This window comes from Arthrobacter sp. FX8, assembly GCF_026723805.1.
Classification (GTDB): domain Bacteria; phylum Actinomycetota; class Actinomycetes; order Actinomycetales; family Micrococcaceae; genus Arthrobacter.
This window is the reverse complement of the sequence record NZ_CP113505.1, coordinates 1,659,823-1,681,767: the sequence shown is the minus strand read 5'-3', so window position 1 is coordinate 1,681,767 and position 21,945 is coordinate 1,659,823. Positions and strand designations below refer to the sequence as shown.

Annotated in this window: 17 protein-coding genes and 1 pseudogene; 11 read left to right on the top strand and 7 right to left on the bottom strand. The window is 66.1% G+C overall.

Going from position 1 to position 21,945, the window contains the following annotated elements; translation table 11 throughout:
• Positions 1-60: 60 nt before the first annotated feature.
• Positions 61-2,073 carry a M3 family metallopeptidase gene (locus OUO20_RS07595; RefSeq protein ID WP_056390498.1) on the bottom strand — a complete coding sequence of 671 codons (2,013 nt, stop codon included), beginning with the start codon at positions 2,071-2,073 and terminating at the stop codon, positions 61-63.
• A gap of 145 nt (positions 2,074-2,218) precedes the next feature.
• Here OUO20_RS07595 and OUO20_RS07590 point away from each other — a divergent pair, with 145 nt between their 5' ends.
• On the top strand, positions 2,219-3,601 hold the full coding sequence (locus OUO20_RS07590) for a ferredoxin reductase family protein (protein WP_056390496.1): 1,383 nt from the start codon (positions 2,219-2,221) through the stop codon (positions 3,599-3,601).
• 48 nt (positions 3,602-3,649) lie between these two features.
• Here OUO20_RS07590 and OUO20_RS07585 read toward each other — a convergent pair.
• Together OUO20_RS07585 and OUO20_RS07580 are read right to left on the bottom strand one after the other, a co-directional pair.
• A pseudogene (locus OUO20_RS07585) lies at positions 3,650-4,404 on the bottom strand (type 1 glutamine amidotransferase).
• The gene (locus OUO20_RS07580) at positions 4,401-5,693 is read right to left on the bottom strand and encodes a Mur ligase family protein (protein WP_268003178.1); all 1,293 of its coding nucleotides are present in this window, start codon (positions 5,691-5,693) and stop codon (positions 4,401-4,403) included. Before OUO20_RS07580 ends, OUO20_RS07585 begins: the two are co-directional and overlap by 4 nt.
• 62 nt (positions 5,694-5,755) lie before the next feature.
• Between OUO20_RS07580 and pdxT the strand changes: the two genes are divergently transcribed.
• The 9 genes from pdxT (at position 5,756) to OUO20_RS07535 (ending at position 15,737) form a co-directional block, all read left to right on the top strand.
• Positions 5,756-6,493: a pyridoxal 5'-phosphate synthase glutaminase subunit PdxT gene (pdxT, locus tag OUO20_RS07575; protein ID WP_268003403.1), complete on the top strand. Its 738-nt coding sequence runs from the start codon at positions 5,756-5,758 to the stop codon at positions 6,491-6,493.
• A 3-nt stretch (positions 6,494-6,496) separates the two neighbouring features.
• On the top strand, positions 6,497-7,252 hold the full coding sequence (locus OUO20_RS07570; protein ID WP_018769340.1) for a YebC/PmpR family DNA-binding transcriptional regulator: 756 nt from the start codon (positions 6,497-6,499) through the stop codon (positions 7,250-7,252).
• 62 nt (positions 7,253-7,314) lie between these two features.
• Positions 7,315-7,893: a crossover junction endodeoxyribonuclease RuvC gene (gene ruvC, locus OUO20_RS07565; protein WP_018769339.1), complete on the top strand. Its 579-nt coding sequence runs from the start codon at positions 7,315-7,317 to the stop codon at positions 7,891-7,893.
• 89 nt (positions 7,894-7,982) lie between these two features.
• A complete protein-coding gene (gene ruvA, locus OUO20_RS07560; protein WP_018769338.1) occupies positions 7,983-8,627 on the top strand; it encodes a Holliday junction branch migration protein RuvA in 645 nt (214 codons plus the stop codon).
• Complete coding sequence (gene ruvB / locus OUO20_RS07555) at positions 8,620-9,705, top strand: Holliday junction branch migration DNA helicase RuvB (RefSeq protein ID WP_018769337.1); 1,086 nt, start codon at positions 8,620-8,622, stop codon at positions 9,703-9,705. The genes ruvA and ruvB overlap by 8 nt, the downstream gene beginning before the upstream one ends.
• A 212-nt stretch (positions 9,706-9,917) precedes the next feature.
• A complete protein-coding gene (gene yajC, locus OUO20_RS07550; protein ID WP_018769336.1) occupies positions 9,918-10,325 on the top strand; it encodes a preprotein translocase subunit YajC in 408 nt (135 codons plus the stop codon).
• 99 nt (positions 10,326-10,424) lie between these two features.
• Positions 10,425-12,182: a protein translocase subunit SecD gene (secD, locus tag OUO20_RS07545; RefSeq protein WP_018769335.1), complete on the top strand. Its 1,758-nt coding sequence runs from the start codon at positions 10,425-10,427 to the stop codon at positions 12,180-12,182.
• Positions 12,182-13,198, top strand: coding sequence for a protein translocase subunit SecF (gene secF, locus OUO20_RS07540; protein ID WP_056390484.1), 1,017 nt, complete (start codon positions 12,182-12,184; stop codon positions 13,196-13,198). Before secD ends, secF begins: the two co-directional genes overlap by 1 nt.
• A gap of 205 nt (positions 13,199-13,403) precedes the next feature.
• Positions 13,404-15,737, top strand: a complete 2,334-nt coding sequence (locus OUO20_RS07535) for a RelA/SpoT family protein (RefSeq protein ID WP_018769333.1) — start codon at positions 13,404-13,406, stop codon at positions 15,735-15,737.
• On the opposite strand, the gene OUO20_RS07530 is transcribed toward OUO20_RS07535, so the two are convergent.
• The 3 genes from OUO20_RS07530 to OUO20_RS07520 form a co-directional block, all read right to left on the bottom strand.
• Entirely contained in the window at positions 15,618-16,391 is a 774-nt protein-coding gene (locus tag OUO20_RS07530) for a type IV toxin-antitoxin system AbiEi family antitoxin (RefSeq protein WP_268003177.1), read from the bottom strand. The two genes, OUO20_RS07535 and OUO20_RS07530, sit on opposite strands and share 120 nt — an antisense overlap.
• Before the next feature lie 102 nt (positions 16,392-16,493).
• Positions 16,494-18,143: a DUF349 domain-containing protein gene (locus tag OUO20_RS07525; RefSeq protein WP_082581717.1), complete on the bottom strand. Its 1,650-nt coding sequence runs from the start codon at positions 18,141-18,143 to the stop codon at positions 16,494-16,496.
• Positions 18,144-18,210: 67 nt separating this feature from the next.
• Positions 18,211-19,029, bottom strand: a complete 819-nt coding sequence (locus tag OUO20_RS07520; RefSeq protein ID WP_134164700.1) for a peptidylprolyl isomerase — start codon at positions 19,027-19,029, stop codon at positions 18,211-18,213.
• A gap of 229 nt (positions 19,030-19,258) precedes the next feature.
• Here OUO20_RS07520 and hisS point away from each other — a divergent pair, with 229 nt between their 5' ends.
• On the top strand, positions 19,259-20,629 hold the full coding sequence (gene hisS, locus OUO20_RS07515; RefSeq protein WP_268003176.1) for a histidine--tRNA ligase: 1,371 nt from the start codon (positions 19,259-19,261) through the stop codon (positions 20,627-20,629).
• Here the strand turns inward: hisS and OUO20_RS07510 are convergent.
• The gene (locus OUO20_RS07510; protein ID WP_268003175.1) at positions 20,626-21,891 is read right to left on the bottom strand and encodes an APC family permease; all 1,266 of its coding nucleotides are present in this window, start codon (positions 21,889-21,891) and stop codon (positions 20,626-20,628) included. The two genes, hisS and OUO20_RS07510, sit on opposite strands and share 4 nt — an antisense overlap.
• Positions 21,892-21,945: the final 54 nt, after the last annotated feature.

Here is a 21,945-nt window from a genome sequence, read left to right as displayed (position 1 = left end):
CGCCGGTTCCTCACCTTCTTTCGGTGGGGGACCGGCGTCGTACTCTTTAAGGTCAGGGGGTTACTCCAGGCCGCGGCGCCTTAGCAGGGGGTCCAGCTGTGCGTCGCGGCCCCTCACGATGCGGAACGATTCCAGCGGGTCGCGGCTGTTGCCCCGGGAGAGCAACTCCTGCCGGAAGCGTTCGCCGTTCGCCCTGGTTAGGCCGCCGTTCTCCTTGAACCAGTCAACGGTCTCTGCGTCCAATACTTCGCTCCAGATATAGGAGTAGTAGCCCGCCGCGTATCCGTCCCCGGCGAAGATGTGCTGGAAGTACCCGGTGCGGTACCGGGGCGGAATCAGGCGATGGGCGATCCCGGCGGAAGCCAGGGCCTTGGCCTCAAACTCCAGCACATCGTCAGGGGCACCGCCCGGTTCCAGCACATGCCACGCCAGGTCAAGAAGGGCAGCTCCCAGGTATTCGGTGGTGGCGAATCCCTCGCCCCAGAGCCGGGATTCCTCCAGCCGGTCCACGATGTCCTGCGGCAGCGGCTCGCCGGTGATGTGGTGGCGTGCGTAGTTGGACACTACATCCGGCCACATGATCCACATTTCGTTCACCTGCGACGGGTACTCCACGAAATCCCGCGGCACCGCGGTGCCTGAAAAGCGCGGATAGGTAACGCTCGACAACAGGCCGTGCAGCGCGTGGCCGAACTCGTGGAAAAGGGTCCGCAGTTCGTCCAGGGTGAGAAGCGTCGGTTCACCCGCGGGCGGCTTGGAAATATTCAGGGTATTGATCACCACGGGCCGGGTGCCCAGCAGCGCCGATTGGTCCACGAGCGAGTTCATCCAGGCCCCGCCGCGCTTCGATTCGCGCGCGTAGTAGTCGCCCAGGAACAGCCCCAGGACGGAGCCGTCCTCGTTGCGGACCTCCCAGATACGCACGTCAGGGTGGTAGCCGTGGAGGTCGGTCCGCTCGTGGAAGGTGATGCCGTACAGGGATGTGGCCGCAAAAAACACGCCGTCGTTAATGGTGCGGTTGAGTTCAAAGTACGGCCGGAGTGCCTGTTCGTCGACGTCGTACTTTTCCCGCCGCACCTTGGCCGAGTAGTAGGCCCAGTCCCACGCTTCCAGCGGCTGGCCGGCAACCCCGGCCAGCGCCGCCGCCTCGGCGTCGGCGTTGCGGATGGCGGCCGGTGCCATCCGGCCCAGCATGGTCCGGACCGCTTCGAAGTCCGGCGCCGTCTGCCGGTCAACCACAAGTTCGGCATAGTTGGCGAACCCCAGCAGACGTGCCTTCTCCGCCCTCAGCCCGGCCATGTCCCGGGCCAGGTCCAGGACATCCAGGCTGCCGCCGTCACTGCCCCTCGCCACGGAGGCTTCGAACAGGCGACGGCGGACGTCACGGTTCTCGAGTGCGGCGAGGGCAGGCTGGTTGCCGGGCTGGATCAGGGTGAGCAGGTATTTGCCGTCGTGTCCGGCGGCGCGGGCTGCAACCGCTGCGCTGGCGACGTCATCGGCCGGCAGCCCCGCCAGGTCGCCCGCGTCATCCAGCAGCAGTGCGGCGGACTTCATTCCTTCCTTGACCCGCTGGCCGAACTCGGTGCCCAGGCGCGCCAGTTCGGCGTTGATGGCGCGCAGCCGCTCCTGGCCCGGCGCATCCAGCTGGATGCCTGACTGGCGGAACTCTTTGAGGTATTCCTCCACCAGGCGGGCCGACTCGGGATCGCAAGTGTCCGTATCGATGGCGGCGAAGCGTTCGAACAAGGCCCTGTTGAGGTACACCTCGTCCTGGTGGGCCTGGAAGCGCGGGGACAGTTCTGTCTCCAGCTCCCGGATTTCCTGCGACGCATCTGCCGACACCAGGGTGAAGAACGCCGCGGCTGACCGGTTCAGCAACTGCCCGGAACGTTCCATGGCCAGGGCCGTGTTCTCGAATGTCGCGGGCTGGGCGTTGCCGGCGATGGCCCCGATCTCGTCCAGGTGCGCGGACAACCCTGCGTTGATGGCTTCACGGTACTGCTCCACGGCGATGGTTTGGAACGGTGGAAGGCCGTAGGGCAGGGGACTGGCGGAAAGGAGCGGGTTCGTCATGGGGTAAACCTTTCACAGCGGGGCACGCTTCTCAATCGGGGGATGGAGGATGCGCTCCCAGCCTGTGTCCCTACAATTGCCGCTATGGGGCCCGGCACGGGCCGCATTCGACGCGACCTGCATGGCACGCGCAAAAGGCAGGGCAATGACGAAGGGACCGTGGCCCATGACCAAGGTTGGCAGCAGGCCCGGGACCGACTTCCTGGGCATTCCGTTCCGATGGCTGGGGCCCGGCGCCATCATGGTGCTGGTGGCGGTGTACGGCGTCTTCTGGTTACTGGCACGCCCTGCCGGCGAACCTGTCCTGGGGCATGTTGGGCAGCTCTTCGGTGGCGAGTCCGTCTTGTTGTATTCGATCGCGCTGGTCCTGGTCAGCACCCTCCCCCACGTCGAGCCGATTTTTGGTGGCATTGACCACGCCGCCATTTGGCACCGCAGGGCGGCGATTACGGCAACCATCCTGTTGCTGCCGCATATTGAACTTGCCGCCAATCCGGGAGCAACCAGCCTGGGCAAGACGTTGGCAGTGGTTGCCATCAGCGGCCTGGCCGCGTTGGTGGTGTGGGCAGTCCTGCCGCGCTGGCGGACGATGCTTCCCGCACCTCTCCGCCGCCTGGTCCTGGCATCTCTTGGAACCCAGCCGGTCCAAATGGCGGCCCGCGTGCTGGGTGGCTACGAGCGGTGGCGGGGCTTCCACCGGCTGACCGGCTTGTTCCTGGCCGCCGGCTTCCTGCACGGCCTGCTCGACGCCAGCGCGTTTGAGGCCGTGCCCGCGCTCCGGTGGAGTTACGTGGTTATCGGCGGGACGGGACTGGGGTTCTACGCCTACCGCGAGCTGCTGTCGCGGCATTTCCTGCCGCACCACGACTACCAGGTTGCGTCCGTCCGGCCCGTTGCGCCGGACCTGGTGGAAGTGGCGCTCCGTCCCCTGGGCCGGCCGCTGGATTTCAGGCCGGGCCAGTTCGCCATGGTCTACCTGGAAACAGCAGAGGGCTGGCAGCGGCACCCATTCTCCATCTCGGGACCGGCAGAGGAAGGTGGAATCAGCATCACGGTCAAGGCGCTGGGCGACCATACAGCCAGGCTTCCGGACGTGGTCCAGCCGGGGATGCCGGCCGTGGTCGGTGGGCCCTACGGACGCTTTGACCGGCACCGCGGCACGTCCCATCAGGCCTGGATCGCCGGCGGTGTGGGAATCACGCCCTTCCTCAGCTGGCTGCGGTCACTGGACGGGGAGCTCCACGAAGACGTCCACTTCTTCGTGACCTCGGCAGGTCCGTCGCCCTTTGCCGACGAGATCACTGCCGCCGCCTGGAATCAGCCACGGCTCACGGTCCATCTGGTGGACACCGAGGCGGATGGCCGGCTCACCCCGGAGGCAGTCCTGGCCGCAGTGGGAACCGAACCACGCCAGCTGTCGGTTTTCATGGGCGGACCGGATCCCATGCTGCGGCAGTTCCGCAAAGCCTTCCGGGCCGCCGGAGTCCGCCGGGCCAACATCCACCGGGAGTACTTCCAGTGGCGTTGACCGGGATGCCGCACCTCTGCCGGTAACCCGGGTCAGTAGTCTTTTTGGTCAGCGCGGCCGGCGGGCAGCGTGCTCCCGGGCCAGGACGGCATAGGTGTCGTCCGGGTTGCCGGGGAGAAGCTGCCGAACTTGCGCTCCGCTGCGGTGCGGATGAGGAAGTCGGCGATGGCGGGGTTCTTCGGCAGCAGCGAGCCGTGCAGGTAGCTGGCCACGATGTTGCGGTAGCGGGCCCCTTCATGGCCGTCGTTGCTGTTGTTGCCCGTTCCCTTGGCTACGGTACCGAGTGGCCGCACACCGCTGCCCAGCGTGGTTTGGCCGCTGTGGTTTTCGTAGCCGAGGACGTCGCCGAACTCATTGGTTGAGACTTTGACGTTGCCGATCAGGCGCTCATCGGTGCCGTGGGTTTCCACGTCCAGGATGCTGATGCCCGGGATGACAGCGCCGGTGCGGGTTTTGAAGAACCGGCCAAAAAGCTGGTACAGGCCGCAAATGACCAGCATCGGCGCACCATCCTCGGCCAGCTCCTTGAGCTGGCCGGCCCGGGCCTGCAGGTCGTCCTGGATCACCAGTTGCCCGCTGTCCTGCCCGCCGCCGCCGACAATGATGTCCACGCCCTCGGGAAAAGGATCGCCCACGTTGTATTCGAGCAGTTCAGGGGTGTACCCGTGCCAGGAAATGCGGCGCTGCAGGACCAGGGCATTGCCCCAGTCGCCGTAGATGTTCATGTCGCGCGGGTACAGCTGCACCACCCGGAGGGTGCCCTTGGACTGGCCGCCGGCCGTCGCTGCTTCTGCAGGATTCACGAGACAACCTCCACGGTGGTGATTTTGGACAGCTCGCGGCGGATGGCCAGCATAGCGGTGTAGGTGCAGAAAATCCGTTTGGGCTTGCCCTGGCCCTCCCGGATAAAGGCTGCCAGGGCGGCCGGGATGTCGGTCTGCACCGCTCCGACCTGGACGTCGTCGTACTGGAGCCGCAGCGCCATGTCGTAGGCGCGCGACCCGCTTATCATTTCCACCCCCGCCCCGCGCAGGGAATCGAATTCCACGTCCCACAGCCAGGACATGTCCCGCCCGTCGGCGTAGTTGTCGTTGATGGCGATCATGGTGGCGTACCCGGCGGCGGGGAAGGATTTCAGTCCCAGCCGGAAACCGCTGGGGTTCTTCACCAGCACCAGGTCCAGCGGCTGGCCGTCCACGGTGAGGCTTTCGCCGCGGCCGAAGGCCGGCGCCACCCGGGACAGCGCGTCCAGCAAAGTGGCGTGGTCGGCGGTGGCGGCGCCACCGCCGCAGATGCTGCGGGCCAGCGTCAGCGCAGCAGCCGCGTTAAAGATGTTGTAGACGCCTCGCAGCTTCATCGCCGTGGTGACCGTCCCGCCGTCGTACTCAAACTCGGCGCTGTCCGCGCCCACTTTGCGGAGCACGACGTCGGCTGCCGGCTTTTCCGGCAGGCCCGCCGGCGCGGGGCTCCCCGGAGCGGCACGCATGTCGTCGTCATTGGGAAAGGTGCCCAGCAGGGAGTCGTCAAGGCCGAAGTACTTGACCTCCTGGCCGGTCAGTGTATCCGCGATCCTGGAAACGCGGGGGTCCTCGCGGTTCAGGACCACGGTTCCTGTGGTCTTGGAAGCGATGTGCTGCAGGAGCTGTGCCGTTTTGTCGATCTCGCCGAAACGGTCCAGTTGGTCACGCAGAACGTTCAGCAAGAGGCAGTAGCGGGGCGGGACGCTGTTCACGAAATGGACCGCATGGGCTTCGTCCAGTTCCAGCACCGCGACGTCCGCGTCCAGCCTGCCGCGCCAGTCCACCTCGCCGAGGAGGGCCGCCGCCACGCCCCGGGTGAAGTTGCTGCCGGTCCGGTTCGTGAAGACCTTCAGGCCCTGGCTCTCCAGCAGTTCGACCACCATCTTGGTGGTGGTCGTCTTGCCGTTGGTACCGCTGACCACCGCCACACCATGGGGCAGCGTGGTGAGCGTCCGCCGCATGAAGCCGGGATCGATTTTCTCGACCACCAGTCCTGGAAGTGCGGACCCGCCGCCCCGCAGCCGGGACACCCTGCGGACCAGCTTGCCGAGCGGAACACTGAAGAAGACCATGTTTTGAATATATCCCAGCAGCGGCATGCAACCTTTGCCGGGGCCTCCGAGTGGCAGCAGCCATGGAGGGAGGGCCCGTATGCTGGAGGGATGACGAATCCCCCTCTGCTGCTCCTGCGCGCGTGGGCTCAGGCCTGCGGATCGGCGTCCTGGCCCTCCAGGGAGACTTCCGCGAACACCTCCGCGCCGCCGAAGCCACCGGCGCGCAGGGCGTGGCTGTCCGCCGCCCGGAGGAGCTGGACGGCCTGGACGGCCTTATCATTCCCGGTGGCGAATCCACCACCATCGACAAGCTGGCGAGGGCCTTCGACCTTGCAGACCCGCTCCGGAAGTACATCGCCGAGGGACTGCCGGTCTATGGCTCCTGCGCAGGGATGATCCTGCTTGCCTCGGACATCGCCGATCCTGCCACCGATCTTTCGGGCGCCCCCCAGCAGACGTTCGGCGGCCTGGACATCACCGTCCGCCGCAACGCCTTTGGCCGGCAGCGCGAGTCCTTCGAAACCGATCTGGAGTTCAAGGGCCTGGAATTCAGCGCCACGGAATCAGGCGTGGCACCCGTGCACGCTGTCTTCATCCGCGGTCCGTGGGTGGAGCGGGTCGGTGCGGACGTGGAGGTCCTGGCGCAGGTGGAACCGGCGGACCCCGGCCAGGCGTCCCACGCCGCAGCGCTGCCCGGGACGGCTAGAATTGTCGCAGTGCGTTCCGGCCAGCTGCTGGCCACCTCCTTCCACCCGGAAGTGACCGGCGAGAAACGCGTACACGAACTTTTTATCCGCATGATCAGAGGAGAAGCGTAAAGCATGTCAGGCCACTCCAAATGGGCAACGACCAAGCACAAAAAGGCGATCATTGACAGCCGCCGCGCAAAGTCGTTTGCCAAACTGATCAAGAACATCGAAGTTGCCGCCCGGATGGGTGGACCGGACCTCGCCGGCAACCCCGGCCTGGAACTGGCCGTTACCAAGGCCAAGAAAACGTCCGTCCCCAACGACAACATTGACCGCGCCATCAAGCGCGGCGCCGGGCTCACCGGTGAAGTGGTGGACTACACCGAAATCATGTACGAGGCCCGCGGGCCCCAGGGCTCAGCCCTGCTGATCGAGTGCCTTACCGACAACAAGAACCGGGCGGCTTCCGAAGTAAGGCTGGCCATCTCCCGCAACGGCGGCACCATCGCGGACCCGGGCTCCGTCAGCTACCTCTTCACCCGCAAGGGTGTTGTGAACCTGCCCAAGAACGGCCTGAGCGAGGACGACGTCCTGATGGCCGTCCTCGACGCAGGCGCGGAGGAAGTCAAGGACAACGGCGAGACCTTCGAGATCCATTCGGAGCCGGGAGATCTTCCCGCCATCCGCGAAGCACTCAAGGAAGCCGGCATCGAGTACGACACCGACGAAGTTGAGTTCGTGCCCTCAATGCAGGTTGAGCTGGATGTGGACGGCGCCCGCAAGTTCCTGAAGCTTGCCGACGCCCTCGAGGACCTCGACGACGTCCAGAACGTGTACAGCAACGCCGACCTCAGCGACGAAGTCCAGGCCGCCCTGGAATCCGAGTGACGTCCCGCCTTGCCGGCTAGTGCGTCCCCGGAGGCTGTGCCGGGCACTTCGATGGGGGCCGGGTGACACTCCGCGTCCTCGGCGTTGATCCCGGCCTCACCCGGTGCGGCATTGGCGTGGTGGATGTTGAGCGGAACCGGCGGGCCAGCATGGTGGCCGTCGGCGTGGTAGGCACGTCCCCTGAGGAGACGCTGGACCGGCGCCTGCTGGTGATCGCCACGGCAATTGACGAATGGCTTGACCGCTACGAGCCGGACGTCCTCGCCGTCGAACGCGTCTTTTCCCAGCTCAACGTCAGCACGGTGATGGGCGTAGCCCAGGCTTCCGGCGTGGTCATCGCTGCGGCGGCCCGCCGGGGAATTCCGGTGGCGCTGCACACGCCATCAGAGGTCAAGGCCGCCGTGACCGGGAGCGGGTCCTCCAACAAGGACGCCGTGACCAAGCTGGTTACCAAGATCCTCCGCCTTGACGCGCCGCCGCGTCCGGCCGACGCCGCCGACGCGCTGGCGCTGGCCATCACGCACGCGTGGCGGGCCGGAAGCGGCGCGGCCGTGGCCACCACAGGTCCCGGCAGTTCATCCCTGACTCCCGCGCAGCGGGCATGGGCCGAGGCGGAGGCGAAGGCGCGCCGTGCACGCTGATTGTCCCTGCTGCTTGCTAGGGTATTCGTAAATATGTTCGGATAGCCGGGCCCTCACTGAGAGGCCGGCGGTACAACGGGAGCCCGGCCTTGATCAGTTTCCTCCGCGGAACCGTAGCGCATGTTGGCCTGTCCACGGCCGTGATAGACCTCAACGGTGCCGGGATGAGCGTCAACGCCACGCCCCAGACGCTCAGCAGGCTGCACGTGGGTGAACAAGGCCAGCTGTTCACCTCCCTGATCGTGCGGGAAGACTCGCTGACGCTCTTTGGCTTCGCCTCCGACGACGAACGCGAGGTCTTCGACATCCTGCTGAGTGTCAGCGGCGTCGGTCCCCGGCTTGCGCTTGCAGTCCTGGCCGTCCACGATCCCGAAGCAATCAGGGTTGCCGCGCACACAGGGGACAGCAAGACCTTCACGAAGGTCCCCGGAATCGGCCCCAAGGTGGCCGGCAGGATAGTGCTGGAGCTGGCTGGAAAGCTCGTCCCGCACGGAACCGCCGCGGCCCCCGGTGCCGCCACGCCCGCAGAAGCTGCCTGGAAGCCCCAGGTGGTGGCCGCCATGACCAGCCTGGGCTGGTCCGAAAAGGACGCCTCCACCAGCATCGACAAAGCCCTTGCGGAGGACCCGGAAGTGTCCTTCCGCGGCAACGTGCCCGAAATCCTGCGCACCACCCTTCGCTGGCTGGGCCAGGACGGCGCCCGGGCAGGCAACCGCGTAGGCACCCGTGGCTGAACCGTCCCTGGTCGCAGCGGGGGAGGAGCCGGAGGAGCGTGCCATTGAGGCGGCGCTCAGGCCCAAGAACCTTGACGACTTCGTTGGCCAGCACCGGGTGCGCAAGCAGCTGTCGCTGGTGCTCCAGGCGTCCCGGATGCGCGGACGGACTGCCGACCACGTGCTGTTCTCCGGGCCGCCCGGCCTGGGCAAGACCACCCTGGCGATGATCGTTGCCGCCGAGATGAACGCGCCGCTGCGCCTCAGCAGCGGACCTGCCATCCAGCACGCCGGCGACCTCGCAGCAATCCTGTCCTCGCTCTCTGAGGGCGAGGTCCTGTTCCTGGACGAGATCCACCGCATGTCCCGGCCTGCAGAGGAAATGCTCTACATGGCAATGGAGGACTTTCGCGTTGACATCGTGGTGGGCAAAGGGGCCGGTGCCACCGCCATCCCGCTCGAGCTGCCGCCGTTCACCCTGGTGGGCGCCACCACCCGCGCGGGACTGCTGCCGGGACCGCTGCGCGACCGGTTCGGCTTCACCGGGCACCTCGAGTTCTACTCGGTTCCGGAGCTGGAACTGGTGCTGCGGCGTTCTGCCGGACTGCTGGACCTGAAGGTCAACTCGGCCGGCTTCGCCGAAATCGCCGGCCGTTCCCGCGGCACTCCCCGTATTGCCAACCGGCTGTTGCGGCGCGTCCGGGACTGGGCGCTGGTGCACGGCGTCGAACAAATCGACGCCAGGACCGCGTCCGCTGCCCTGGACATGTATGAGGTGGACAAAAAGGGTCTGGACCGGCTGGACCGGGCCGTCCTCGACGCACTCATCACCAAGTTCGGCGGCGGTCCGGTCGGACTGTCCACCCTCGCCATCGCCGTCGGTGAAGAAACCGAAACCGTTGAGACAGTCGCCGAACCGTTCCTGGTCCGGGAGGGCCTGCTGGGGCGTACGCCCCGCGGCAGGATTGCCATGGCACCGGCATGGACGCACCTGGGCTATGCCATCCCGTCCGGCGTCTTCGCGCAGGAGCAACTGGACCTTTTCGAGCCCGCCGGGGGCGATGCCGCGGCGGGGGACTGGGCCCCGGAGAGCCAATAGCAGGCTCCCTTCAGCTTTTCCCTTTAGACTGGTATGACGCCCGGCACGTTCGGGTCTTTGTTTCGCGGGTGGCCCTGACGCCCCCGTCGCTTGGGGAAGGAACATGTCAGGCGTTCTGCCTGCACCGCAAACCCGCCCCGGCCGAAGCGAAGCCAACGTCGCCGGAAAACCCAGCTACACCACGCTAAAGAACGGAATTCCCCTTGGATCCAATGTCAATTCTCCTGTTCGTCATGCTCGGCGTATTCATCTTCATGATGTTCCGCCGCAACAAGAAGACGCAGCAGCAGCAGGCAGAGCTCCAGTCGAAGTTTGCCCCGGGCGTGGAGGTCATGACCAGCTTTGGCCTTTTCGGCCGGATCGTGGACATCGACGAGGCCGAGAACAAGGTCACCCTTGAACTTTCCCCCGGCAACCTGGCCACTGTGCACCGCCAGGCCGTCACCAAGGTCGTTGAGCCGGTGGCAGAACCCGCCGCCCAGCCGGCCGACGCCTCCCCGGTGGTTCCGGATGATGCGTCCTCCCTCACCACCCCGGAGTCCGGAAGCACCGCAACAGGTGCCGAGACTCCCGAGGAAACCCTGAAGCGCCTCAACGACGAGGGCAAAAAGGACAGCTAGGCCCGCTGGCCCCTTCCTCCCTCTACCGCTGCGGACCACCGCCGGCGCAGGCAGCAGCCCGCTCCGGCGGTTTCTCCGCGAACAAGAGAAAGATCGACAATGGCACGAACTGGCCGCAAGAAACCAGGGCTCCGCGTCCTGGTCTGGCTTGGTGTAATCCTGGCAGCGCTGACCGCCGTCCTGGCCGGCGGCACCATTGCCGGACAGGCCAGCTGGGCACCCAAGCTGGCGCTGGACCTCGAGGGCGGCACCCAGATGATCCTGGCCCCGAAGGTGGAGGGCGGTTCGGACATCAACGAACAGCAGCTCAACCAGGCGGTGGCGATCATCCGCCAGCGCGTTGACGGTTCCGGCGTCTCCGAGGCGGAAATCAGCACCCAGTCAGGGCGCAACGTGGTGGTCAGCCTTCCCGGCACACCCTCTGCCGAGACGCGCAACCTGATCCAGGCCTCGGCGGACATGAACTTCCGCCCTGTCCTCCTCAACGGCGACGGCGCAGCAGTTCCTGCCGAGTCGCAGACGCCGGAGGACCAGCTGCCCAAGCCGACCGCCGAGCCTGCCAACAGCAGTGACACCAACTGGATCACGCCCGAGATCTACAAGCAGTTCGAGGCGCTCGACTGCAACAGTGCCGCTGCGGAGAAAGCCCAGCGGTCGGATCCCACCAAGCCGCTGGTGACCTGCGAGCCGGCCACGGACAAGTCGCCGGCCATCAAGTACATCCTGGGTCCCGTGGAGGTGAAGGGCAGCAACATCGTCACCTCGTCCTTCCAGCTGCAGCAGGGCGCACAGGGGGCTGTCACCAATGAATGGGCCGTCAACATCCAGTTCGACGCCGAGGGTACAGCCAAGTTCAAAGAGGTCACCGAACGGCTCAACCAGTTCTACGTGGCAGCCGGCGGCCAGTCGGGCACCGACCCCAAGTCCCAGTTCGCCATTGTGCTGGATGACCAGGTCATCTCCGCCCCGCGTTCCCTGGCTGTCATCACTGACGGCCGTCCGCAGATTACCGGTGGCTTCAATGAGAAGACGGCCAAGGCACTCTCCGACCAGTTGAAGTTCGGCGCCCTTCCCATCAGCTTCGACATCCAGAGCGAGCAGCAGATTTCCGCCACGCTTGGTGGCGAACAGCTGCGCATGGGCCTGCTGGCCGGCCTGATCGGGCTCCTGCTCGTGGTGGTCTACTCGCTGTTCCAGTACCGTGCCCTGGGCTTCGTCACCATCGCATCGCTGGTGGTGGCCGGTGCCCTGACGTACCTGGCCATCGCGATCCTGGGCTGGACGGAGAACTATCGGCTGTCACTGGCCGGCGTGGCCGGCATCATCGTGGCCATCGGCCAGACGGCAGACTCCTTCATCGTCTACTTCGAACGCATCAGGGATGAACTGCGTGAAGGGCGCGGCCTGGTATCCGCCGTCGAAAACGGCTGGAAGCGCGCCAAGCGCACCGTCCTCGCCTCCAAGGCCGTTAACCTCCTGGCCGCACTGGTCCTGTACTTCGTGGCAGTGGGCAACGTCCGCGGCTTCGCCTTCACCCTGGGCCTGACCGCCATCGCCGACCTCATCGTGGTGTTCATGTTCACCCACCCCACGCTGCAGCTCCTGGCCCGTACCCGGTTCTTCGGTGAAGGCCACAAGTTCTCCGGCCTCGACCCCGAACGGCTGGGTGCCGTCCCGCTGTACCGCGGCGCCGGACGCGTCCGCACTCCGGAGGACAAGCCCGTGGTGGTCCGCACCAAGAACACAGGGGCGGCTGCCGAGGCCGAGCGCCGCATGACCATCGCCGAGCGGCGCCTGGCAGAGAAGCAGGAACAGTTGGCTGGTTCGTCCAAGACCTCCGCGAAGGAGAACAAGTAATGTCAGGCTTCGCTACTTTCGGCAACGAGCTCTACACCGGGAAGCGCTCCTACGACTTCGTCGGCGCCAAGAAGATCTGGTTCATCATCGCAGCGGTGGGCGTGGCCCTGTCCATCCTTATCCCGGTGGCCAAGGGCGGCTTCAACCTCGGCATCGAATTCCGCGGTGGTTCCGAATTCACCGTGTCCAACGTCAAGACCACCGATGCCTCCATCGGTGAGAAGGCCGTGACTGATGTGGTGTCGGGCAGTGTTCCGCGGGTAGCCAACGTGGCCGGCAACACCATGCGCATCCAGACCGACAAACTGACGGATGACGAGACCCTCCGGATCAAGGAGGGCCTCACCACCGCCTACGGCGTTACCGACAACGAGGTGACCTCCACGTTCGTCGGGCCCACCTGGGGTGCAGACGTGACCAAGCAGGCACTGATCGGCCTGGGAGTATTCGTGCTGCTCGCGGCCCTGCTGATGGCCCTGTACTTCCGTACCTGGAAGATGTCCCTCTCGGCGCTTGCCGGCATGGCCGTCACCATGTTCATCACGGCCGGGGTCTATGCCCTCAGCGATTTCGAGGTCACCCCCTCGGCCATCATCGGGTTCCTCACCGTCCTCAGCTACTCGCTGTATGACACCGTGGTGGTTTTCGACAAGATCCGCGAAAACACGGCCGGGATTGACGCGTCCACGCGCCGGACCTTCGGCGAGGAAGTCAACCTTGCCGTCAACCAGACGCTGGTGCGCTCCATCAACACCATGATGGTGGCCATCCTTCCCGTGGGCGCCATCCTGTTCATTGGTGCCGGCCTCCTGGGCGCAGGAACCCTGCGTGACCTGTCCCTGGCACTGTTCGTCGGAATCCTCATCGGTACAGCGGCAACCATCTTCGTGGCGGCGCCGATGTACGCCTGGCTCCGCCAGGGCGAACCGGAGCTGGTGAAGCAGGCAAGGCGTGTTGAACAGCGCCGCGCAGGTGCAGCTGAACGGGCAGTTCCGGCATCGCCGGCCAAGGCCTGATCAGCAACCACCGGCAGCTTTAAACCACCCAAAGGCCGGGCGGCGCGTACTTTGCGCCGCCCGGCCTTTGCCTGTGCAGGCCCGGTTATAAAAGTCGCTGCCCGGAGGAATAGACTGGGGTAATTAAGACGGTGGTGAGGGGTACTTCATTGGAAGAACGTTCGGCGTCAGCGCCAACGGCACAGGAGGAAAAAATCCTGCCGGCATGCAAGCCGGTGCGGCACCTTCTGCGCGCCCGGGCTCATTGGTACCTGTCGATAACTCAGGATCCCGCCCCACGTTTCCCGGCCGCCGGGAGCGCACACGCTCCCGGCTTGCCCGCCTGACCGGACGGGGAACCGCCACATACTCACCCATCCTTGAGCCGCTGCTGCGGACCGTACGCGCCAACAACCCCAAAGAGGACTTCGACCTCATCCAGCGTGCGTTCGACGTCGCCGAGCGCAGCCACCGCGGGCAAAAGCGCAAGAGCGGGGATCCGTACATCACCCACCCGGTGGCTGTGGCCACCATCCTTGCGGAACTGGGCCTCAGCGGCACCACACTGGCAGCCGCCCTGCTCCACGACACGGTCGAGGACACTCCCTACACCCTGGCGGACCTGAAACGGGACTTCGGGCCGGAAGTGGCCATGCTGGTGGACGGCGTCACCAAGCTCGACAAGGTCAGCTTTGGCGAGGCCGCACAGTCCGAGACGGTCCGCAAAATGGTCGTGGCCATGGCCAAGGACATCCGGGTCCTGATGATCAAGCTGGCGGACCGGCTGCACAATGCCCGCACCTGGCGCTTCGTGTCGGCTGAATCGTCCGCCCGCAAGGCCCGCGAAACCCTGGAGATCTTCGCGCCGCTGGCGCACCGGCTGGGCATGAACACCATCAAGTGGGAACTTGAGGACCTGTCCTTCGCTGCGCTCTACCCCAAGGTGTACGAAGAGATCGTGCGGATGGTGGGGGACAGGACGCCGGAGCGGGAGAAGAGCCTGGGTGTCATCCGTGACCAGATCACTGAGGACCTGCGCGCTGCCCGGATTAAAGCCACCATCACCGGCAGGCCCAAGCACTACTACTCCATCTACCAAAAGATGATTGTCCGCGACAAGGACTTCGACGACATCAACGACCTCATGGGCGTCCGCGTCCTGGTGGACTCGGTCCGGGACTGCTACGCCGCCCTGGGCACCCTGCACTCGCGCTGGAACCCCCTGCCCGGCAGGTTCAAGGACTACATCGCGATGCCCAAGTACAACATGTACCAATCCCTGCACACCACGGTGATTGGCCCCGGCGGCAAGCCGGTGGAAATCCAGATCCGCACGCACGAAATGCACCGCCGGGCGGAGTACGGTGTTGCGGCGCACTGGAAATACAAGGACCAGCCCAACCGCACCGCCGTCGGTCCCGGAAGCCCGCGCGACGGAGACATGGGGTGGCTGCGCTCACTGGTGGACTGGCAGCAGGAAACGTCCGATCCCGGCGAGTTCCTGGACTCACTGCGTTTCGAAATCAATGCGCGCGAAGTGTTCGTGTTTACGCCCAAGGGCGAAGTTATGGCGCTCCCGGCAGGATCGACTCCCGTGGACTTCGCCTATGCCGTGCACACCGAGGTGGGCCACCGCACCATCGGCGCCAGGGTCAATGGAAAGCTGGTTCCGCTCAACAGCGAGCTGAACCACGGCGACTGGGTGGAGATTTTCACCTCCAAGGCCGAGGGGGCAGGTCCCAGCCAGGACTGGCAGCATTTCGTCAAGAGCGCCAGGGCGCGCAACAAGATCCGCCAATGGTTCAGCAAGGAACGCCGCGAAGAGGCAATTGACCGCGGCAAGGAACTGCTGACCCGTGCCATGCGGAAACAGAACCTTCCGCTGCAGCGGCTGATGACGCACGAGGCCCTGGCCGCCGTGGCCGAGGAATTCAAGTACGCGGACATCTCCGGCCTGTACGCCGGTGTGGGCGACGGGCATACCTCCGCCCAGTCGGTCATGGAGAAACTCATTGAAAGCCTGGGCGGCAACGAGAGTGCCGATGATGACGTCGAAGAGGTCAGCATCCCCACCCAAGTCAGCAAGGCCCGCTTCTCCGACTCCGGCGTCGTGGTCCGTGGAGTAGGCGATGTATGGGTGAAGCTGGCGCGCTGCTGCACGCCCGTTCCGCCGGACCCGATCCTTGGCTTCGTGACCCGGGGATCCGGCGTGTCCGTGCACCGCACCGACTGCACCAACATCTCCGACCTGAAGGACCAGCCGGACCGGATCGTGGACGTGGACTGGGCACCCACCCAGTCGAGCGTCTTCCTGGTGGAAATCCAGGTTGAGGCCCTGGACCGGAAATCCCTGCTCTCGGACGTGACGCGGGTCCTGTCCGACAATCATGTCAACATCCTTGCTGCCAGCGTCCACACGTCCACCGACCGGGTGGCCATTTCAAGATTCGCTTTCGAGATGGGCGACCCCAAATACCTCAGCCACGTCCTGAGCGCCGTCCGCAGGATCGACGGGGTTTTCGACGTTTACCGCACCACGGGGAACAAGCGCCGGAGCTAGCAGGGCAAGCTTTTCCAAAGCAGCCCGCTTGTGCGGGACCCTTGGGGTGGCCTCAATGGCGCGCACCAGCAGGCGCAGCCTGACATCTTGCTGCGGCCGGGCCAGCAATCCCGCCAGGGCGGGGACGGCCCGTTCGGCATCCACATGCAGGGCGATATCGAGTGCGGTCCGCAGCGGGCTGGAGACCATCAGTCCGCCGAGGCTGATCACATCGAAGGGCCCGAGCTTCACTTCGTGCAGCGTGCAGCCCCGGGTGTTCCGGAGACTGGACACCCTTCGCTTGGCGTCCACCAGCAGCGCCAGCCTCTCCGGTTCCGCTGCGCAGCCGTAGATCCAGGCCGCCGTCATGCGCCCGGCGACAACACGTTGCCGTATGGCCGCCGGGACGATTCCGGCTGCTGCCCTGGCCCGGAGCTGCGGCGATGCCGGTATTCCGGGGAGGGTGTAGCCATGCTGGTGGAAGCGGGCCAACAGCCCGTCGGCCGCCAGGGACTGCAACTCGGGAGCGGCGAAGGGCACGCCGGGTGCGTACAGGTCGGGAAAACGCGGCGGCGCGGCCGCCTCCCCAACGTTTGCCTGGCAGCCCGGCCGTACGCCGGCAGCGGTGGCTTCCCTGCCGGGACCGGCGGCGGAGGGGATTGGAGATGAGGCCATGCCTTCATCCTGCCCCGACGCCGTTAACAGGCACAGGCCCGGCCCGGAGTATGTGGATAACACCCGGACCGGGCCTGTGCCCGTCAGTTCACGACAGAAAAATCAGGCAAGCTCGCTGGCGGAACGCTGGATCTGGTCGAGCCATGCCTGGCGTGCCTCGAGTGCTTCCTGGGCGGCCTTGATCTTGCGCTGGTCGCCGCTCTTCTCAGCCTTGGCAAGGTCTTCCTGGAGCCCGGCAATTGCGGATTCCAGCTGCGAGAGCGCGCTGTTGGTGCGTGCCTTGCGCTCGGGGTTGGACCGCTGCCACTGCTCTTCCTCAGCGTGCCGCACGGCGTCTTCAACCTTCCGCAGCCCGGCCTCGACCCGGCCCATGTCCGCGCGGGGAACCTTGCCGGCTTCCTCCCAGCGGTCACGAACGGACTGAAGGGCTTTCTTGGCCGCTGCCAGGTCCTTCACCGGCAGGATGGCGTTGGCCTCGGCCAGCAGCGCCTCCTTAACCGTGAGGTTTGCTGCGTACTCCTGGTCGATCTCCTCGTTGGCAGCCTGGCGGGACGTGAAGAAGACGTCCTGGGCGGCGCGGAACCTTGCCCAGAGCGCGTCGTCGTCCTTGCGGCTTGCCCGCGGTGAGGCCTTCCACTGATCCATCAGCCGGCGGTACTCACCGGCAGCGAAGCCCCAGTCGGTTGATGTGGAGAGCGCCTCAGCCTCGGCAATCAACTTCTCCTTGGCGGCCTTCGCGGCAGAGTTGTTGCTGTCCAGCTGGGAGAAATAGGCACGGCGGTGCCGGTCGAAAACGGTGCGGGCGGCACGGAACCGCTTCCACAGGGCATCTTCGTTGCTGCGGCCCAGGCGGACGCCGCTCTTCTGGGCCGTCTTCCAGTTCTCGAAGAGCTCGTTCATCCGGGCGCTGGAGGTCTTCCACTGCGTCTGCGCCGGATCCTGGCCGGAGATTTCCTCTGCTTCAGCGACTATGGCTTCACGTGCTGCCAGCTCGGCGGCACGCACGGCGTCGTGCTCCGCCTTTTCGGCCTTTTCCAGCTCGGTGATCTGGCCTGCCAGCGCGTCCAGGCGCGCCTCCGCTGCACGGAGGTCGCCCACCATGTTGCGCTCGGCGAGCTGTTCCCGCAGGTGCGTCACGGTCTTCTGCATGTCGGTGCTGGGTGCCTTAGAGCTGACCCGCTGCTCCAGCAGGACGATCTGGGCCACGACGTCGTCGTACTTCCGCGCGAAGTAGAGCAGCGCTTCGTCGTCGCTGACACCCGGGTACTGGCCCACGGGGTGTTCGCCACCGTCGATGCTCAGGTAGACGTGTCCGTCCCCCTCCACCCGGCCCCATTTGGAGGCTTCGGCAACGGACGTACCAGGTGCAGCCGGAGCCGTAACCGCGGCCGGAGCGGCAGCGGCAGGCTTGGGACGCGACGCGAACGCTGCCGGTGACGGTGCAGACGGCCGCGGAGCGGGGGCAGGAGCCGGTGCCGCGGCAGGTGCGGAGGTCTCCGCTGCGGCGGTCCCTCCAGCCTGGTCTTCAGCGCCGTGGTCCTCGGTGGCCAGGGCCCCGCTGGCCGGGTCCCCGATGGCCTGGCTTTCGGCGGCCTGGGCTTCGTCAGCCTGCCCGTTGCCCTCATCGGAAGCGGCGGCTTCAGGGGTCACGGGGGACTGCCCGGCATTGGCATCAGTACCGCCAACCTCGGCCGGAGCCGCTGCTTCGGTCATGTCTGTTGCTGTTTCGTCGGATTTCTGACTGTCTGTCACCGCTAAAAGTCTTTCGCTTGGAGGGAAATACTCACGTACTGCACCGCGGCCTGGCCGGCCCGGCTTCCTACTTCAGAGAGAACGAGTCTATCGTGACTGGTTGTTTTGGCGCGCCGTCCGTGTCGCCGGCTCCCGGGGTGATGCCTGCGGCAGCGATGTTGGATACAACATCAAGCCCGGATGTCACCTTCCCCACCACGGTATAGCCGCCGGCAGCATCGGCCGGAATGACCGTGTCCTTGTAGACAATGAAGAACTGTGTCCCGTTGCCGTACGCGTTGTTCCCCGTGCGGGCCACGGCGATGGTGCCGGCAGGGTAGGTGTTGTCTGCGGGCGTGTTTTCCAGCGGACCCCACGTGTAATTAGGGTCGCCCTGTCCGTCCCCGTTGGGGGAGCCGCACTGCAGCACGCCGAACTGGTCCGCAGTGGTGAGCCGGTGGCATGACTTGCCGTTGAAATAGCCTTCGTCGCTGAGGGACTTGAAAACGGCTGCTGCCTGCGGAGCCTTGGTCCCGTCCACTTCCACGCCGAGCGCGCTGCCGTTCAGCAGCAGTTCGCCGGTGAACGTCTTGCCCGCCGCCGTGTCCGCGGACGGGATGTTGGGCCCGTTGGTGGCCGGCGCCGAGGGTGTCGCGGAGGCGCTTGCAGAGGTGGATGGTTCCGTCAGTCCCGCCTGCGCGGCGGCATATTCGTCCTCAGTGGGGTTTCCGGCGAAGGCGGTGAGCTGGAGGACGACGGCGAGCAGCACGGCGGCGGTTCCGGCGCCGGCGGCCACGAGGTTGTCGCGTTTCCGCCGCTTCTCCTGGTCGCGCCGGAGCTCACGCTTGGCTTCCATCTGCTGGATGCGCCGTTTTGCTTCGCGTGCACTGCGTGAACTGGCCGCCAAGGGTCCTCCTCGTCGTCGGGCTGCTGGTGCCCGGCGGTTGGCCGCGGGGCGCAGGTGTTAAGGGCCAGGCCGTGCGGGTCCGCCGCATTAGAGATGCACACGGATGACGCATAAACTGGCTGCCGCACATAGTTTATGCATGGCTGGCTGTGCTGCCGCCGAACGACCGCCGTTGCGGGCGCGGCCGGCAGCTCCGGCGCACCTTCCATTCCTAAGGAGAACCTTCCCCATGGCACGCACCGCCTCCCTGTCCGGATTCCCCGAGTGGCTTCCCGAGGAGCGGCTGGTGGAGCTGCATGTGCTCGATACCCTGCGCCGGGTTTTTGAACTGCATGGTTTCACCTCGATCGAAACCCGCGCCGTGGAGACAGTGGGCCAGCTGCTGCGCAAGGGCGAGATCGACAAGGAAGTGTACGGGCTCAGCCGGCTCCAGGAGGACGAGAGCGAGAACCCCGTTAAAGCCGGCAAGGCCGATCCCCACGCGCTTGCCCTGCATTTCGACCTGACCGTTCCCTTCGCCCGGTACGTGGTGGAAAACGCCGGCTACCTGGCCTTCCCCTTCCGCCGCTACCAGATCCAGAAAGTGTGGCGCGGCGAGCGGCCCCAGGAAGGCCGGGCCCGCGAGTTCACCCAGGCGGACATCGACGTGGTCGGCGACGGCGAGCTTCCGTTCCGCTACGACGTCGAGATCGCCTTGGTCATCGCCGAAGCACTCAGTGCCTTGCCCATCCCCGATTTCCGTCTCCGGATCAACAACCGCAAACTGGCGGAAGGCTTCTACCGGGGCATCGGACTCGATGACACCGCAGGCGTGCTGCGCAGTATCGACAAACTCGAAAAGATCGGTCCGGCAAAGGTGGCCGAACTGCTCAAGACCGAGCTCGGCGCAACCGACGAGCAGGCTGCCAAGGCGCTTCAACTGGCTGCCATCCGAACGGAAGATACGTCCTTTGTGGACCAGGTCCGTGCCCTGCGTGTCAGCAACGAACTCCTGGACGAGGGCCTGGACGAACTGGAGCAGGTCATCGATGCCGCCGTGCAGCGGGCGCCCGGCAAGGTACTGGCGGACCTCAGCATCGCCCGTGGCCTGGACTACTACACCGGCACGGTGGTGGAAACCGTCCTGGTGGGCCACGAACAGTTGGGGTCCATCTGCTCCGGCGGCCGGTACGACGCCCTGGCGTCGAAGGGCAACCGCAAGTTCCCGGGCGTTGGCCTCTCCATCGGCGTCACCCGCCTGGTGTCCCGAATCCTGAGCCAGGACCTGGCCAAAGCCTCCCGCTCTGTTCCCACTGCAGTGCTGGTGGCCCTGAACCATGACGACAGCTGGGGCACTGCCCAGGATGTCGCCGCCCTGCTGCGCAGCCGGGGAATCCCCACCGAAGTGGCTGCCAAGGCCGAGAAGTTCGGCAAGCAGATCAAGTTCGCGGACCGCCGGGGAATCCCGTTCGTCTGGTTCACGGACGAGGACGGCACCCACCAGGTCAAGGACATCCGCACCGGCGAGCAGGTGCTGGCCGCCCCCGAAACCTGGATGCCGCCGCTGGAGGACCTGGCAGTGCAGGTTGAGACAACCGCGGCCGCCGCGGCGTCGGTCTAGCCGGGCGCTTGTGTCCGGTGCCGGTGCTGCCGGAACCGCAGCACCAGCCAGCGCCCCACCACGCCGGCGGCAAGGACTGCGGCCATGGTCAGCACCGACGCAGCCGGCAAAGTGAAGGCCAGTACCACGCAGCCCACGAAACCCAGCGCGTTAAGCCACCGGGGAGCGTAGCCGGGATGGGCGGAAAGGGTGAACGCTGACGCGTTGGCTACCGCGTAGTAGACCAGCACGCCGAAGCTTGAGAAGCCCACGACGGTCATCACGTTGGTGGTCAGGAGCAGCAGGATCACGACGGCGGCCACGGCCAGTTCGGCGACGAACGGAACGGTGTGGGGACCGCCCACCCTGGCCAGAGGCCCCGGAAGATCGCGCTCCCTGGCCATGGCCAACGTTGTCCTTCCCACGCCCGTGATCAGCGCGAGGAGTGCGCCCAGGCACGCGGCCGCTGCTCCTGCCTGCACCAGCGGTGCACCCGCTGCCAGCCGGCTGTCCAGCACTGCGTCCAGCAGGGGAGTGCCTGTGGACCCCAACCGCTCTCCGAGGTGGACCTGCAGGAGCAGGGCCAGCAGCAGGTAAATGGCGAATGCGCCCGCCAGGGCCGCCAGGATGGCGCGGGGGATGGCACGCGCCGGATTCCTGACCTCCTCGCCCAGCGTGGCGATCCGGGCATAACCGGCAAACGCGAAGAACATCAGCCCGGCGGCAGGCAGGACGCCCTCCACCCCGCCGGAATGCGCGCCTCCCGGCAGTGGCGCGGGGTGCGGACCCAGCACGGCGGCGGTGCCAACGAACACCAGTGTTGCCAGGACCAGGCACAGCAGGATCCTCGTCAGCAGGGCTGTCCTGGTGATGCCCAGCAGGTTGACGGCGGTGAGGGCCACGACGGCGGCCACGGCAACCGGGACGGCGTAGTCCTGCGCCACATAGCTGCCGAACGTCAACGCCATGGCCGCGCAGGACGCCGTCTTGCCCGTGACGAAACCCCAGCCGGCCAGGAAGCCCGGCCATTCGCCCAGCTGTTTCCGGCCATAGACGTAGGTCCCGCCGCTGGTGGGGTACTTGGCGGCGAGGGCTGCCGATGCCACGGCGTTGCAGTACGCCACCAGCCCGGCAACAGCCACGGACAGGACCAGCAGATTCCCTGCCAGTGCCGCGGCCGGGGAGAACACCACGAACACCCCGGCACCCAGCATGGAGCCCAGTCCGATGGCGGTGGCATCAAAGGTTCCCAGCCTGCGTTGCAGCTGCTGCGGTTCGCTCATGCGGCGGCAGTCCCTTTCCAGCGGGTAAACTCGGACGGGATCGTTCCCGCAACG

What these genes read in the sequence shown, in the direction of transcription:
- OUO20_RS07570 (WP_018769340.1), top strand. Translation starts at nt 6,497, where the DNA reads ATGTCAGGCCACTCCAAATGGGCAACGACCAAGCACAAAAAGGCGATC.
- OUO20_RS07595 (WP_056390498.1), bottom strand. Translation starts at nt 2,073, where the DNA reads ATGACGAACCCGCTCCTTTCCGCCAGTCCCCTGCCCTACGGCCTTCCA.
- OUO20_RS07530 (WP_268003177.1), bottom strand. Translation starts at nt 16,391, where the DNA reads ATGGCCTCATCTCCAATCCCCTCCGCCGCCGGTCCCGGCAGGGAAGCC.
- secD (WP_018769335.1), top strand. Translation starts at nt 10,425, where the DNA reads ATGGCACGAACTGGCCGCAAGAAACCAGGGCTCCGCGTCCTGGTCTGG.
- OUO20_RS07580 (WP_268003178.1), bottom strand. Translation starts at nt 5,693, where the DNA reads ATGGTCTTCTTCAGTGTTCCGCTCGGCAAGCTGGTCCGCAGGGTGTCC.
- secF (WP_056390484.1), top strand. Translation starts at nt 12,182, where the DNA reads ATGTCAGGCTTCGCTACTTTCGGCAACGAGCTCTACACCGGGAAGCGC.
- OUO20_RS07590 (WP_056390496.1), top strand. Translation starts at nt 2,219, where the DNA reads ATGACGAAGGGACCGTGGCCCATGACCAAGGTTGGCAGCAGGCCCGGG.
- pdxT (WP_268003403.1), top strand. Translation starts at nt 5,756, where the DNA reads ATGGAGGGAGGGCCCGTATGCTGGAGGGATGACGAATCCCCCTCTGCT.
- OUO20_RS07535 (WP_018769333.1), top strand. Translation starts at nt 13,404, where the DNA reads ATGCAAGCCGGTGCGGCACCTTCTGCGCGCCCGGGCTCATTGGTACCT.
- OUO20_RS07510 (WP_268003175.1), bottom strand. Translation starts at nt 21,891, where the DNA reads ATGAGCGAACCGCAGCAGCTGCAACGCAGGCTGGGAACCTTTGATGCC.
- yajC (WP_018769336.1), top strand. Translation starts at nt 9,918, where the DNA reads ATGTCAATTCTCCTGTTCGTCATGCTCGGCGTATTCATCTTCATGATG.
- hisS (WP_268003176.1), top strand. Translation starts at nt 19,259, where the DNA reads ATGGCACGCACCGCCTCCCTGTCCGGATTCCCCGAGTGGCTTCCCGAG.